The organism is Exiguobacterium sp. s36 (assembly GCF_018618345.1).
GTDB classification, from domain to species: domain Bacteria; phylum Bacillota; class Bacilli; order Exiguobacteriales; family Exiguobacteriaceae; genus Exiguobacterium; species Exiguobacterium chiriqhucha.
Map to the genome: position 1 here is coordinate 780,617 of NZ_JACSLW010000001.1, position 15,734 is coordinate 796,350.

At 38.2% G+C, this 15,734-nt stretch carries 10 protein-coding genes; 2 read left to right on the forward strand and 8 right to left on the reverse strand.

What is annotated here, in order from left to right:
- Window positions 1-10 precede the first annotated feature (10 nt).
- Genes KNP95_RS03910 through KNP95_RS03920 form a run of 3 tightly spaced genes read right to left on the reverse strand, consistent with a single transcriptional unit; the run spans window position 11 to window position 6,028 of the window.
- Window positions 11-2,368 carry a dynamin family protein gene (locus KNP95_RS03910; RefSeq protein WP_214835523.1) on the reverse strand — a complete coding sequence of 786 codons (2,358 nt, stop codon included), beginning with the start codon at window positions 2,366-2,368 and terminating at the stop codon, window positions 11-13.
- Entirely contained in the window at window positions 2,365-4,053 is a 1,689-nt protein-coding gene (locus KNP95_RS03915) for a dynamin family protein (RefSeq protein ID WP_214835525.1), read from the reverse strand. Before KNP95_RS03915 ends, KNP95_RS03910 begins: the two co-directional genes overlap by 4 nt.
- A 31-nt stretch (window positions 4,054-4,084) precedes the next feature.
- On the reverse strand, window positions 4,085-6,028 hold the full coding sequence (locus KNP95_RS03920; RefSeq protein WP_214835527.1) for a dynamin family protein: 1,944 nt from the start codon (window positions 6,026-6,028) through the stop codon (window positions 4,085-4,087).
- Between the two features lie 343 nt (window positions 6,029-6,371).
- Here KNP95_RS03920 and KNP95_RS03925 point away from each other — a divergent pair, with 343 nt between their 5' ends.
- Both KNP95_RS03925 and KNP95_RS03930 read left to right on the forward strand, forming a co-directional pair.
- The gene (locus KNP95_RS03925) at window positions 6,372-6,524 is read left to right on the forward strand and encodes a hypothetical protein (RefSeq protein ID WP_214835529.1); all 153 of its coding nucleotides are present in this window, start codon (window positions 6,372-6,374) and stop codon (window positions 6,522-6,524) included.
- A gap of 162 nt (window positions 6,525-6,686) precedes the next feature.
- On the forward strand, window positions 6,687-9,059 hold the full coding sequence (locus KNP95_RS03930; RefSeq protein WP_214835531.1) for a S8 family peptidase: 2,373 nt from the start codon (window positions 6,687-6,689) through the stop codon (window positions 9,057-9,059).
- A 156-nt stretch (window positions 9,060-9,215) separates the two neighbouring features.
- Here the strand turns inward: KNP95_RS03930 and KNP95_RS03935 are convergent, their stop codons facing one another.
- From KNP95_RS03935 to KNP95_RS03955, 5 genes are all read right to left on the reverse strand, one after another.
- Window positions 9,216-10,652: a tripartite tricarboxylate transporter permease gene (locus KNP95_RS03935; protein WP_214835533.1), complete on the reverse strand. Its 1,437-nt coding sequence runs from the start codon at window positions 10,650-10,652 to the stop codon at window positions 9,216-9,218.
- A 2-nt stretch (window positions 10,653-10,654) separates the two neighbouring features.
- A complete protein-coding gene (locus KNP95_RS03940; protein WP_214835536.1) occupies window positions 10,655-11,704 on the reverse strand; it encodes an OB-fold nucleic acid binding domain-containing protein in 1,050 nt (349 codons plus the stop codon).
- 353 nt (window positions 11,705-12,057) lie between these two features.
- Window positions 12,058-14,145, reverse strand: a complete 2,088-nt coding sequence (locus KNP95_RS03945) for a S8 family serine peptidase (protein ID WP_214835539.1) — start codon at window positions 14,143-14,145, stop codon at window positions 12,058-12,060.
- A 169-nt stretch (window positions 14,146-14,314) separates the two neighbouring features.
- Window positions 14,315-15,286: a hypothetical protein gene (locus tag KNP95_RS03950; RefSeq protein ID WP_214835541.1), complete on the reverse strand. Its 972-nt coding sequence runs from the start codon at window positions 15,284-15,286 to the stop codon at window positions 14,315-14,317.
- An 81-nt stretch (window positions 15,287-15,367) separates the two neighbouring features.
- Window positions 15,368-15,664, reverse strand: coding sequence for a hypothetical protein (locus KNP95_RS03955; RefSeq protein ID WP_214835543.1), 297 nt, complete (start codon window positions 15,662-15,664; stop codon window positions 15,368-15,370).
- Window positions 15,665-15,734: the final 70 nt, after the last annotated feature.

The window sequence follows — 15,734 nt, forward strand, 5'->3', positions numbered from 1 at the left end:
GAACGATTAATTAATAGTTTCGAAACAACATAAACGGTAAAATTGCACCGACTAAATAACTAACGACTGCACGGTCAGCTCCAAATAGGAGATTACCAATCTCCACTAAAAGTAGTGCCATACCTATCAACATAAGATTCCAAGGAAAATCTAATTTTGCTGTTTTCTGTACATCTGTTGTAAATCGTACTCCGACTACTTTTGACTTCATCAATGTTCTCTCTACGTATCGATGTGCAAAGTAAGTCCAGGTTAATGAGCTGATAAAACTGAAGGCGACGATTCCCCAAAATCTTGGGCTGGTAAGTAGGAATAATAGAAACCCTTTCCCATAATCCATTTCTATAGTTGAAAAAGAAATCAAAGGACCAACCAAAAGTAAGAATGTCAGTAAGACCGTCATAGACAATGTATCGAATTTAAAAAGTGAGTAATTCCATTGCCGTTGATTAAACTTATTGTATTTTGCAGAAGGTTTTTCTAGCTTTACATATTTCTTGTACACTGGTTGATAAGAGAACGCATGAGTTTTAGAAACCCCATTTAATAGTATTTTCGAATCTGAAATCACCCGTTCGACAACAGCATTAACAAAGCTCCATTCATTTTCTTGTGGGATAGGATACTTGATTAATTTTTTATCAATTATCTCAATCTTTTGACCTAACTCATTCAAAGAATGTTCTGCTTGATCCATCTTACTTTGCCAGTCATCGGAATACTTTAGAATTCTATTTCGTTTTTCCTCAAGTTTTAACAAAGAGTCTTTAATCGCTTTCCACGGATTTTCTAATACTTGTTCCTCCTTCGGTAATCCCCATTCTTTTCTAGGTGAATTTTTTAAGACTTCTTCTACCAAATACATGTTCTCTCGTTTTATCGATATGAGTGCTAATTCCATTTCATGGATGAAAGTCAACATATTATCTCTTTCTATTTGGTCCTTCAAATCGGGAGAAATTTTTATTTCTCCACTATTTCCATTTCGTTTTATAAAAATAACTTTCCCAAAATCATTCAAATAATCTTTTTCTACATCGTTCTTAATGGTCTTCTGTACATTCGTTAAGTGCCGAGTACCAAATTCACTAAACTCTTTGTAACCTTCTTGAAGTCTTGCTTCCTCTAACTTCTCTTTATCTTTATCAAGTATTAGATTTAAACGTTGATCTAATTTCTGTGCTTCCTCAATCACGTCATGAAATGCACTCTGTTCAGTTTTAGTCCAAGAAAGGTTACTGAATATTCTTTTTTCCATTGCGTATAACAACGAAAGCATCTGTTCCTTTTGATGCATAATCAACTGCTGATTATCATGAGATAAAGAAAAATCATTATATTGATTCCAGGTTTGTTTAAATATATTCACAGTTTTACCGATTAAAGTCGCAGTATCGGCCTCTTCATTCTTCCAAATCATATTAAAGAATGATAAGTACCATTCTTGTTGAAGTTCCTTAAGTTTGAAATCTAAATTGTTCAAGCTAGTTTGATAGGCTTTGTCCCAAGAGTTATACCGTGCACAAATAACATCTGTCTTTCGCTCAATTGATTTGTATTTCATATTTGCAGTTCGACTAATTGCAGATGACAATTCATGTGTCACTTGGTCAATGATCGGAACTTCTATATTACTCGCAGGATATCTAGACTGCTTTATCAGTTGCTCCCAGAGGGACTTGCGTAATGACGGTTCGTCATTCAACCAAAGGCTAGACTGTTGGGTGACCCATTTAAAAAGGCCAGTATCTTGAATTTCAGAAAATAGTTCTTCTACTTCTTCCTCCTCATCTTCATCGATGAGATCTGCTTTTGTCGCAATGAGATGTGTAGCTCCAATTTGATTCAAAGTCGTCATTTGTGTCTCGCTGAGTACGTCCCCGTATGGCATACACCAAGCATACGTAATACATGGGATAAAATCTAAATCGAAAGTTGTACTGGCATTTGACCCAGGAGTATCGAGAAGACTTATTTTCTTCAGATTTTTGTTTGGTAACGTTACTAACAACCAATCTGCCTCTTTTGCTGAAGCTGTTAGCAAAGAAATGGACTCTATATCAAAACTTTGAATGGAAGGCACTTGTTTACTAAATGGATAAATACGAGCTTCATCTCCGTATACGAAGTATACGGGACATTTGGTTGATTCGAGAATATCGATTACGCCTGCCTTTGTCTCTAACAAGGCTTCAATCAAACTAGTTTTCCCTGCACTGAATTCACCCAGTAACGCCATGGTCGGCCTTTTTGTCGCTAGAGAATAGTATTCCAAAAAATGAAGGTAATCGTTCCATGCATCCATTTCAAAAGCTTCAAGGAGAGGAAGCATTTTTTTGTACTGAATCATATTTTTTCTCGCTTTCATTTAAATAATGCCTCTTTAATTTTTTCGATTTCATGTTCTAGTTCTTTTTCAATCGTCTTTTTTTGCTCATACCAAACGTTTTTGTCATTTTTTTGATTATGTAATTGTTTTTGAATTTTCTCTTCTTGGCTTCGGTAATGATTTGCAATTTGACTTAATGTCGTTTCTGAAATGGTAGCAAAAGATTTTTCCACATAAGTCTCAAGCGTTTGCTTCATATCTTTTAGAACAACATGAACTATTTTATCCAAGTCCATTAGCATTAGATTTTTGGCTTCTGTCAGAGCTTGAGTTTCTAACTTCTTTCTAATGATTGGATAGGCTGCTAAACCGACGAAAGGCAATAGTAAACCGCCCCCTAGGCCTAACATGATGGCTGCCGCTCCCCCTGCCACCAATCCAGCGGTAATAGTCGGATCCGGTTTTCCATCCGAGAAAGGCGGTTGGAATAATACTTCTGATAAATTGTCTTCTTCGATCTGTTTCCATAGCACGACGGCTTGCTGTTTCGTCATGTTGGTTACGGACTGTAAAACCTCCTGTTGGACTTTTCGAATATATAAATCAACTTGTGGTGTATAACGTTCAACCCAACGCTTTCTTTCCGTTGATAATATATGTTCAATATCTTGTTGAATGACTTCTAAAAATTGAGCAGAAGGCCCTTGATAACGTTTGACAACCCGATTACATTCTCGAATCCATTCTTCGGACAGACGTTCAATCGATTTATCAATCATTAACAAAAGGTCATTCTGTCTAACTTCCAAATATTTTTTTATTTCACTAAAATGTACTTGATTCGCTTCGTTGGCTGAATCAATCCATGTCCGAATAATTTCAAGTTCTTCGACCTTCATCATATCTAATTGATTATAAGTCTCTTGTTCCTGATTAAAAGTACGTGTTACCTCATTAAACATCGCCTTGTAACGAGGTAACCTCAACGACTCAAGTCCGTTTTTTTGGAATTTTTCAATTTGAGAAATCAATTCATCGACTTCTGAAGTTTGGCCAAGTATCGAGTTATTCAGCGCTCTCTTTGCATCAAATGGGATAATAATCGGATCATCGAGTCCTTCGATGGTACATAAAGTCTCTTTTAAAGACTCAATCATTTCTTCCAACTCTTCTTCTTCATCTTCAAAAGCATCAGCAAAATTCATAACAAAAATTATGCGATGTAGCCCTTCTTTTAAAAGTGTATCGCGTAAAAAAGATAGTTCGGTCTCTGTTATCGGCTGATCCGCCTTTAATAAAAAGAACACAATGTCTGCCTTAGGGATAAACTTGTAAGACACGTCACTTCGCTTCTTGTTTACGTCATTCAAACCTGGCGTATCTACCACATATACAGGAGGAGCGAACGGAATATTCGGGTGTCTAATGCCAATCCACTCGATTTCACTTACATCAGAATCCCCAATGTAGCTCCGTAAGTCTTCACCTTTTACTGTAACGATTTGTTCTTGTTTATGAATTTGTATCTTTTCATCACCTTGGCCGATAATATTTATCGTTGCCGTAGTTGGCAATATACCTGTAGGCAGTAAATCTTGACGAAGTAAACTGTTCACAAAGGTGCTTTTCCCGTGATTAAATTCACCTACAACCACAATAAATATTTCTTCTTGTGCAATGACATCCTTCACTCGTTTAATTTTTTCCACCGTATCTAAATACATGTTCTCACCTCATTGAAAAATATAAAGGATGTTAGATTCTAGCAAGTTGAGCTTGGACTTCTATTTTTAATGAATTAATATACTCAATTTCTTTTGAGACGTTTGTTTCTTCATCTTTAAATGATTGCTCTATTTTCTTTAGACGCTTTTCCGTTCGCTCGAAAGATTTCTGTATGCTTTCTTCCATATCGTTCATCCATGTTTCAACGGATTGATCGAATCCGGTTTGAATAGTTTTTTTAGACTCTTTTTCTACACGAACATACAATTTTTCAATTTCTTTGCTGAGTCTTTGCGTCAGTTTACGACCGTCTGAACTTGATGAACTTTCTTCGGCAAGGAAAGCTGCCCCCATCGCTGCTGCAGGAATCAATAAAAGGGCACCAAATATTCCAACACCTAATAATGCAGCTGCCCCAAAACCTACCACAGCTCCAGTTAATGCCGCTGAATCTGTGTTACTTGAAGACTTTTTAATCTCTGCTGGAATAAATGCACTACGTATAGTAGGCATTTGGAAAACATTTTGGACCGTCGGTAACTGACTAGAGTATTCATTGAGATATATTTGTCTGACGCTCTGTTCAATTTTCGGAAGTTCCTCAAGAACCCACGATTGGATACGATCCATCAATTCATCAGTTCGAGCTTTTAACAACGCATTAGCTGCTTCACTGGAGTGTATATGTGTTATCGTCGTTTCCGCTTCAACCTCTGTTTTTATTGATTCAAAAACTCTTTCAAAGCGTTTTATAAACTCATGTTTCTCTAGTCTGGTCTTTTCACTGAACTTCTGACGAGTCGTTTCCATGGCCTTGATAGATTGCTTATGTTCATCTCGATTGCGTTTCAGTTCAGTTTTCACTTCATCATCTGTCCGACGCAAGTCTTTATTCGCTTCATCTAATTCATCATTTAGACGTTTTCCAATCTCTTCTAACTGATTTTCAATTTTTCTTTTTCTTCCTTCTCCTTTATTCGAAACAAGAAATTCTTGTAAAACGTCAAGGAAGTAATTTAATGCACTCGATTCTCTTAGACGAAGCATTTCATCTTTTGCAAGCGACACCCGCTCACTAGGAGTTAACGACTCTGCTTTAAGCTGAAGAGCTTTCGTTGGGAAGTCACCCTCTCCGCTGACAACAATTTTTTCTAAGCTGTTTGCAAGAACTGCCTGCTTAGCGGAAACGAAAAAGACATTTTTCTCAGGAATGTTTAACTCTTTAAATTTTTTGTACGCCGCTTCTTTTACCGTGACTTGGTCATCTGCTCCTAACTTGTCGAATCGATTAACTAAGATAAAGATGTGATCCACATGCTTTTTAAGAATATATTCCTGAAAAAAAGCCATCTCTGAATTCGATAACAATTTATCCGCTCGCATCAATACGATTGCAGCATCCGCTTTTCTGACAAACCGTTTTGTAATAACAGAACGGATGCCACCTGAATCATTGAGTCCAGGGGTATCAATGATGCGAACTCGGTTTTGTAATAATGGATGATTAAGTTGAATTTCAATGTATGTATCTTCGTTCACTTCGTTTTTCGTTGTCATGATTTTTTTAAATCGGGCTAACCGTCCGGTGCTTTCTTCCTTCCACCGCTTAGAATGAACCGTGTATGAGTCATTGAATGATTCTAAATCTTTTGAAGAAAAAATCTGCTCCCCTTCGATGTACAGCGACGCTTTTAAGTTCTCTCCTCTACGCACATGAGTTACAAGTGCTGTAGATTCTTTTCTAGAAACAGGTAAAACCGGGTGCTTTAATAGAGCATTTAAAAAAGAGGATTTTCCAACGGAGACCTCTCCGACAGTAGCTAATAGCAAATCTTGTTCTTCTGCCCATAGCTTCACTAATTTTAATTGTTCAAAAAGGTCGTCTTGTTCTATCGCACTTGCTATTTTTTGAAGAGCATTTGCTGTACTGATAAGGTTATTAATCGAATTCTTATACTGATTTAATTTTTCCAATTTTAATCACCCGCTATACATTTTTTCTTTCGATTACTTTTTTAACTTGATAATGCGTTGTAATTACATTATTTGAGTATATTTGTTATTAACTTTATTAGGGGTTTATAGGCATGAGGAACTAAATATAGACCTTATTAGTTATAATTACTCAATGTCATACCTTCGATGTTGATATTACAAAAGAAATAGAAAAATTACTCTCGATTTCTGTAAAAAAGGTAGATGATATTGCCAATCTTCCCCTGGAATCGTTCGACATTCATTCGACAATTTTAATCTGAGGATCCTCAAAAAACCTTTAATTAGTCGCTAAACTTATCCACTCTCTTAGGAGATGGATATGACCTACTCACTCGACACCATCTTACAACTCGAAGACTCGACCGAATTCAACCGTCTCCATCAACTCAATCCGCTCAAAGTGTTTGGCGTCAATCAGTATCTGACTCGCTACTCGAATGAGAAAATCAGATTGGACGTACGCAACGATTGAGAATGGGACAATGACGTCACTCATCCACGTCTCGTCGCTCCGCTCATTCATTAAGAGGGTGACCGTCTTAATGGAAGTAAGAGTATTATTTTTTGTCTAAAAAGTAAATATTACCTTTTTGTGGTATTTTCATAAAATAAAAAGATTGTAGGAGGATGAAAAATGAAGTGGGGGAAATGGGTAATTGGTCTTGTTTTAACGTCGGGGTGTTTAGGTTGGTCAGACACTTACATCGCAGAAGACACTAATACAAAAAACAATCGAGTCATCGTTCAAGTGAAAGGCCAGAACTTGACGAACACATCACAAGAAATGCTCATAAAAAAAATAAGTAATTCTTCAGCGATTTATACAGTGGACGTTCCGACAGGGAAAACTGTGAAGGAATATATTAGTGAATTAAAATCCCAACCAGAAGTCGTAAGAGTTGAACCTGATTATCTTTTAAAACACTCTTATACATCAAATGACTCAGACTTAGATCTTCAATCTCATCATGAAAACATTGAGACCAAAAAAGCATGGGATAAGACAAAAGGATCAGCTAATGTCATTGTTGCTGTAATTGATGATGGAATCGATTTAAATCATGAGGATTTAGAAAATAACATCATTCATCCCTATGACATGGTTGAAGATTCAGATGAGACAATTCCAATGGGCGAACATGGGACACACGTTGCGGGAATAATCGCCGGGCAAATTGATAATTATACAGGAGGAGCAGGAGTTGCTCCAAAATCAAAAATTATGCCTATTAATGTGTTTGAATGGGATGGTGCTTACTCTTCAGATGTTATCAAAGCCATTTATTATGCAGTAGACAATGGCGCCGATATTATTAACATGAGTTTAGGTAGTTACTATTACAGTTGGTTAAATCAAGAAGCTATTGAATACGCACATGATGCTGGAGTAGTAATCATCGCAGCAGCAGGAAACGATGCGACGGACGATCCATGGTACCCTGCCGCTTACGAACATGTTGTATCCGTCGCCTCGACGACATCATGGGATTCACCATCTTACTTCTCAAACTATGGTTCGACAATTGATGTTTCGGCTCCAGGCAGCTATATTTACTCGACGTTACCCTACGATAGCTACGGCGAGATGAGCGGAACTTCCATGGCATCTCCTGTCGTCGCAGGTGTTGCAGCACTAATTAAAGCAACCGCCCCCTCTTTAACAGGCGATCAAATCGTTAAACGTTTGATTGATACGGCAGATGATCTCGGAGCACGAGGCAAAGACGAAGATTACGGACACGGTCGCGTCAATGCGGCAGCAGCCGTCAATACGTCAATGTATGCCCCAGTTATCGTGGATGCATTTACAGATCAAGCGACGCAAGTTACAGGACAACTTCCATACGATGTCCCAGAGGGCACTATTTATGTATACAATGCTTCAAATAAAGTTATTGGCCAACTCAAACAAAGTCAAAAAGGGAAGTTTGTTATTCCAGTTTCAAAACAACCAGGCGGTTCTACTCTCTATGTAGCAGTGGAAGACAATCAAAAAAATCGAAGCGCCGTGACGACGTTCAAGGTCATCGATAAGACAGCTCCACTCACACCAAAAGTTTCAGCGTTCTCAGATGCAAAGACGGCACTTACCGGAACAGCTGAGAGTAAAAGTACCGTCATTGTCATGAACGGAAGCAAAAAAGTGGGGCAAGCGACCGCTGTTTCAGGAAAATTTTCAGTGAAACTAGCTAAGCAAAAAGCCGGAACGACATTGACGATTTACGCAATGGATGCCGCTAAAAACAAGAGTAAGTCTGTACTTATTAAAGTAACAGACAAAACAGCACCTCCTACACCAACATCTAGTAATGTAGATACTAAAAGTACGAGCCTAACGGGAAAAACGGAAGCAAAGGCATCGGTGTACCTCTATAAAGGAAAAACAAAGGTCGCCAGTACAAAAGCTGACTCAAAAGGTCTTTTCAAGTTTACTTTTAAGGCACAGGCAAGTGGAACCAAGTTCTCACTGTATGCTGTTGATGCTGCCAAAAACAAAAGCAAGCTAAAGACCATTACCGTCACTGTCTTCAAAAAAAGTAATGCGACCTATTTGAAAGAACATTACGCAGCTGCTAAGAAGGGCACCATGTATAAAGCTGAGGCAAAATTGTATGACCGCATGAAGATAGCAGGTAAAGACGCATCTTACGGATTCTATGCCACTGGTTGTTGTGTGTTTGGCAAAGAAAAAGGAGTTTTTCTCTATGGAACGATTGGATATGATGAAAAGTATCCGAATCATGTCGGTGATATCATGACGATGCCATCAATCGATAATCGTAAAATAAAGTTGACGGAAGTGACAAGTGCGCTTGGCAAACCAAAATCACACAATAAATTTTCTATCTATGATCGATACAATAAAGTGTATTCCAGAAACAACAAATCAGTAATGAGTTATGAACTTGCTGGAACTATTGAATACAAACCAACAAAAAATACTACATTTTGGGTAGATTATGACTCGAATGGATATGTCAGAGCATTTGGATTAAGACACTTTTAAAAACTAGATATGATGTAGAAAAGATCTGGCGACGCGTTAAGCGTCGCCAGATTTTTTTCACTTACTCCCCAAATCGGTAGAAAGATACAACCACTCGGGACCATAGCTGTTTCTGCTTTTCATAATACGTTCTTTTTTACAAAAAATCATATTATCCTATTTCTTTGGCAGTATTTTTGGAAAAATACTTACCATAGCATAAATCAAAACGGAGATTCCTGCTGAGATTATGAGGTACAGGGCAATTTTATTAATTTCTATACTTTCATGGTACGTGACTCTGGCTTTTAAATGTATTAAAGATACAATCTCACTTTGATAACTCGAGTAAAATAAAATTACAGGGAGCAAGAAGAATCCCATCGCTTGTGCTCGACGAACGTTTACAAGTTGAGGTAACATCCCTAAAAGTGTGCCTCCAATCATAATAACGATTCCCCAGCCGCCTAATGTCAAATATATAAATAAAATCAAAAATACTAAGACAGAAAGATTTAACCCTTTGTAGTGTAGTTTAGAAACGAAACGGGCGATAAATGTACTATACTGCTTCATAATCTTCATTGATACATATGCTGACATTGATGTTCCGAAAATTACAGCGATTAAAGCAGTTAGACTAAAGTCACCTTCAAAAAGCTGAGACATTGCTACCGACGCTCCGCTTCGAGTCTTTTCTATAAAATAGAGGGCAGCAATTCCAAACAGCGTATCTGATGTATTGATAGCACTAGTCGTTACAATATATCTGTACTGTGAAGTGTTTTTTTCACTTTTTCTATCTAACCAATTTTCCACAAGCAACAATAAAGTCGCAGCGTTGGCCGCACCCAATCCTGGTAAAAGCCCTACGGCAATTCCTGCCCCCGTTCCACGAATTGAACTTTTCTGAATCTCTTTATCGTCAATTGGCAGTTTATTAGCTTCTTTTTGGACAGGTAGGTCACCAATTTTTTCGAAAAGAGAAAAAATCAGGCCACTCACACCGAAGATTCCAGCAAGTGCAGGAAACAGTCCATTGAAGGCAGCTGTGGTGCTAGGAACTAACGCTGAACCAAATACAACCATTCCATAAAAACCACTTAATAAGAAAATAAGTAGCGCCCACAACCTCTTCGTTTCACTAAAAATCAAAATGATAGAGATACTTGATAATATCCAGAATAGATAGGGTTTGATATATGTATCAAGGATTTTAAAAAACTCGATCCCTGTTGAACTAATCAATAGAACAATCAGTAAAATCGATACTCCAATCTTGATTCCATTCCAACTCCCCTGAATCGAAAGGTGCAATGCCTCAATTCCTCTACCCTCTTTAACCATGCGATGGCCAGGTAACAAAGCAAAGACTTCGTCATTTGGAACACCTAAAAATAAACTAGGAATGTAATCAAAAAACGCATGGGCCACTGCCACTGAGGCAATGTAAACAGCTATTCCGGTGCTATCGATTCCATAACCATATAAAACGGCTGCGATGCTGACCATTATAGCGGCAATTGTATTTACATGTATGCCGGGGATAAGACCTGTAATAATCCCCGTCATTATTCCAGCTATGATTGAAATTAAAATAATTATGATGTCCATAGTTACTCCTTAATTTCTTCAACGATCAAGGAGGTAGCCCCATTGTATTCGTCTACTTTTGCATCTATATAATATTCATGAGAGGACTTAATCATAGTAGTCTCTCTTTTGGACCAGTCGCCTTCGAACATAATAGCATTCACTTTGGATTGATTCTGCATAACTTTGAATCGGAGATGCTCCTTACCATTTTTACTAGTGAATTTTTCTAAGTCACTAAAATACACTGGCCCAATCAATATTGTTTCTCCTTCATGTTGACCTGCTCGCGAAAGTAAAACAGTACTATTCTCTTTATTACTTTCTTCTGATTGTGAACGATTTGATGTGTCGATGCCTTCCGTCGCTTGAAAAACTTCATGAACGTTCAATGATAGTTCATCCTTATACATACTGACCGTAGCAATAAGGTCAATTGATTGAACATTTTTGAGAATAGTCACGTCTTCTTTTGACCATGTGCTCTCAAACATGACTGCGTCTACATGTGATTGTTCTTGATTCAACTTAAATCGGACATGAATTTTTCCAGCTTTACTAGTGAACAGTTGGACGTCCTCTGCCTTAACAGCACGGACTAAAATTTTTTTATTTATATATTCTTCAACTTCATTAAGTGAGACGTTGGGTAGTTGAATATTATTTGAATCACGTTCTAAAAGCTTAATTGAGTTTTTTGAAAAAGGCTGAATTTGATAATGTTCCTTATATTTCAACAAAACTCCTTGCACTTGAACTTTATCCCCGATTTTTAATTCATGGTCGAGCTTCCCATAACTTGGAAACATGGATATTTTAATCTCACCACTTCCATCATGAAGTGCAACGCTTAAAATGCCTTCCTTCGATATATAATTACTTCGTACAACCCCCACCACTCGAAGAGGCTCTCCAACCTTTAAGTCAGAAAGCTTAGCTAAAGAAACAATAGATAATTCTTTGTCTATGTCTTCACTGTTTGTATTGCTATACACCAACCAACCATTAATGCCTAAGAAAGATATTAAAATCAATACTATTAATGGATACTTTATTTTGTTCATTGTGTGCATACAGACTCCTCTGAACGTATTAAATTACATTTTCTCTCTTAATTTTATCAGTACTTATTAATGATGTTGAACTTGTTCATTATGAATAAGTAATTGATTATACATGCTTCTGATATATGTCCATCTTCCGACATTTATTGCCTCTCCAACAGCTATTTAGTCTTCAGTCACGAAAATTTAACTGTGGGAAAAGAAGCAATGACACCACGACTACATAAAGAAAGTGAATCACATAATTATTCACTGCATTTATAACTACGAATGGCATACTAGATAGATCACAAAACTAAATAAACACCCGAAGAGTTGGCTGATCGAACAACCAACCCTTCGGGTGTTTTTGTTGTATTACATCACTTCGCTACTTTGGTCGTCTTCTTCAATTCTTGATAGCCTGTTTGTGTCATCTTCACGGTCACCGTGACGCCCGCTTTTTGACGTGAGATTGTCAACTTATAGTTCCCTTTCGAGTCTACTTTAGCGGCCTTGCTGATGGCTCTCGAACCGACGTACGCTTTCACGGTCGCGCCTTTATTTCCTTTACCAGTTACCGAGGATGCGCTCGATTTAATCGTGTTAACGGTAAACGTGGCGAACGTATTTAATATTTTATTCGAAGCAGTCGTCGAAACGTTTCCTACCGTATCTTTCGCTCGAACCGTAACCGACGCCCCTGCTTTCGTTGTTTTCAAGCTGTAACTGTATGTGCCGGCAGTCGATGCTTTCGTTGTGTACGTCCGTCCATTATACGTAATGGACACCGTTGATCCCTTCTCGGCTTTCCCAGTTACTTTCGTCGATTTATTCGTCAACGTTGAGATGGTCGGTTTTGACGGTGCTACTTTGTCGATAGTGAATGTTAGAACGGTTGTATTCCCAGCTTGATCAGTGACACGAAGTGTGTAATCACCAGAAGTCTGCACCGACCAATTATTTGAAATACGTTTCCCATTTAAAGTAGCTGTACCTTCGTTATATTGAATGAGAATCGATTTGTTGGTAAGTTGTTTATTCTTTACACCAGTTACAATCGGATTTGTTCGATCGCTTACTGTAATTAATGTAGACGGACTATAATTCCCAATATCATCATGAAATACCACTTTTAGTTCCGTTCCGGCCTCATAGCGTGGCATAGTGATGCTGAAATATTCGCCTCCAGATAAGTTACGCGCAGAGCCGACGACATTTCCCGCTTCGTCAGTAATTGATACATGTCCAATTCCATTTTCTGTTGGTACCATGCCAGTTATCGTCTCCGAGATGTCGGAAAACTCATAGACCGTAACAGCTTCGAGTTTACGAACACGTAGTGCTGCCTTCGCATTGACACGACCATGTCCATAATAATAATCCCATCCTGCATTCCCTAAATCATCAGCTGTGCTAGTCAAACGTTCTGTGATAGCATCCACAGACAGGCTTGGCTCGGAAGATTTCAACAAAGCGACCACACCAGCAACAACTGGAGATGCCATCGAGGTCCCGCTCATATATGCATATTTATTGTAAGGCATTGTTGAAAAGATGGAGCTTCCCGGTGCAGTAATATCAATATCCCATCCGTAGTTAGAGAAATAGGATAGCGTATCATAAGAAGTCGTCGATCCTACAGAAATGACGTGATTATAGGAAGATGGATAATGCGTCGCACTCGTCGAATCATTTCCTGCTGCGGCCACGACGACGACATTTTTCGCGTACGCATAGTTAATCGCTTGTTGGTAGGCATAACTGTAGTTATAACTACCTAAACTCATATTGATGACGTCCGCTCCTTGATCAACGGCACGATAAATTGCTTTAATCGTATCTGATGTGTATGCAGCATCTCCTACAAAGACATCAATCGGCATGATGAATGCATCGGGCGCAACGCCCACTCCGCCATAACCGTTGTCCATTTGACTGGCGACAATCCCAGCGACATGAGTGCCGTGCTCACCTGGTGTCAATGTGTACGGCGAGTCATATACAATATCATATGGATTAACAATTTTACCTTTAAAATCTTCATGTCTCAAATCGATTCCATCATCTAAAATTGCGACAACTACATTTGCCCCTTTCGCTCGATCCCAAGCGTCTTCAGATTGGATGTTAGTATGATGAGATTGATAATTGAAATATCGATCACTCGGGGTGTATGTTGATTTAAGTAAATGGTCTTCTTCCACGCGTAGAACATTTTCATCTTGCTCTAACTCTTTTATAAATGCAGAAGTAGCCATCCCCTCCGGTACTTCCATAGTCATCGTCGCTTGCTTACGCAAGTGGTTTGACGAAATCACCTCCCCTTCAAAATCTCCATTTCTCGTTCCTTTAACTTCGACTATTACTCGTTCGGGCATGGCTTCGTTCTCATTTGCTGAGACACTACTTCCGAAAGTCAAGAGCGCCATTCCTGTGACGAGGATTAATTTTAAAAAATATGTAGCCATTTATATTCCTCCATTATTTTGTAAATCAAACTATATATAGTTTATATCAGGAATTTAAAGTTTACCTTTTTCAAATATTTTCTTTTTATTTATAATAGTTAAACAAAAAAAGAATCTAATCACGGTTCTTGAATGACTAGATTCCCAGAGATGAAAATTATAGATAGCCTTAATTAAATAGCGGAACAAGTTCTTTGTTATACAAATCTTTCAATCCATCACGTCCAAGACAATTGCTGCGGTAATCGAAGAATAAGCTTAACAGAATTGTAAGTTCTCGATTCCCCACGTAAACTACCGCCTTTTTGTAACGCTTCCCATTCGATAGAGTTTTTTCTTCAAACGTGATTCCCCCGTCAGCAAATATCAATTTGAATAAGTTTTCTTTCGCATCGGGATCTCCAGACGCGACAATCACCGGGAAATCAAATTGCTCAATGACTCGCTTCAAGAGTTTCGTCCTTGCTACGACCATTTTACCGTACTCATTCAAACCATCTAGATTATCTGTCTCAATGGCAGACTGTATTTTTTTCAAATATCGTTTTCCAGGTTTAAATGCTTTTAAGTACTCATTTTGATCCAATTGATAAGGCCAAGTATTTTCATCCTGACGGGGGAGCGGTCTCCAGTCCATTAGCGCAGCTTTTATTTTATGGTCTTTATCATATAAGGTTTGAATCCGCTCATATTTTTCTTTCCATTTGTTCGTTGTCTCTTCGTCCTTTTTCCCGTCCTTTAAAGCGAACCAATCATATTCCGGTTGCTCTAATGCCAGAAGTAAGCGAGCTTGAAAATCTAACATAGTTGAACGCGGATTACCTTCTTTTTTATTGTGTGGTGCCAATCCCTTTTCAGCACGAATTTCATTCGTGACTTCCCCAAGCAACTTGTATCCTGTATGACCGCTCTCATCCCAATAACCATTTTCCCAATCTTCACCTAACCAAGTATCTGAATTTTTACCATACACTCGTGTTCGAGCGCGCACCGCTTCAATCGGGTAGCCACCAAGGCCTTCTTCGTTTCCAAAAAATACGATATCAGCTTCTCGAAAGGCGCCGTAACCAAACCATTTCTCTAATCGTTTCATTTCTTCCTCTGATAGATGAAACTGGTCGTTTTCAAAATTTGTTGTCATTGTTTGTCCTCTTTTCATTGGTATGGGATAGCAATTGATAAAAACTTAGGACTCAGTATACTTAGTTGTCAACGAATCACATCACATTTTTTGTTCGATGCGCTTTAGCACTGCTAGAATCTCTTCTAAAATCTCCCGATCGTTTTTTGTGTCTTCTTGATCGACGTATCTTGGCAGGACACTTTCCATCGCCACTTCCCATGTCGACCGATTCTCATCTCGATAATCACTCACTGCTTTAAAAATCTCCAAGTATTCATCGGATAGTTGTTGACGACTTCCAATGAGCCCTAAATCCCGTAAGCATTTCTTAAAGAATCGAATATTACCTGGCTTGTCTCCAACCTTCTCAGCAAAATCTTGATCTGAATAATACATATACATTCCTCCAATTGATGAGTATGACTTGCTCTTAATAATACAATAGTATTTCATTTGAAGTTTGTAA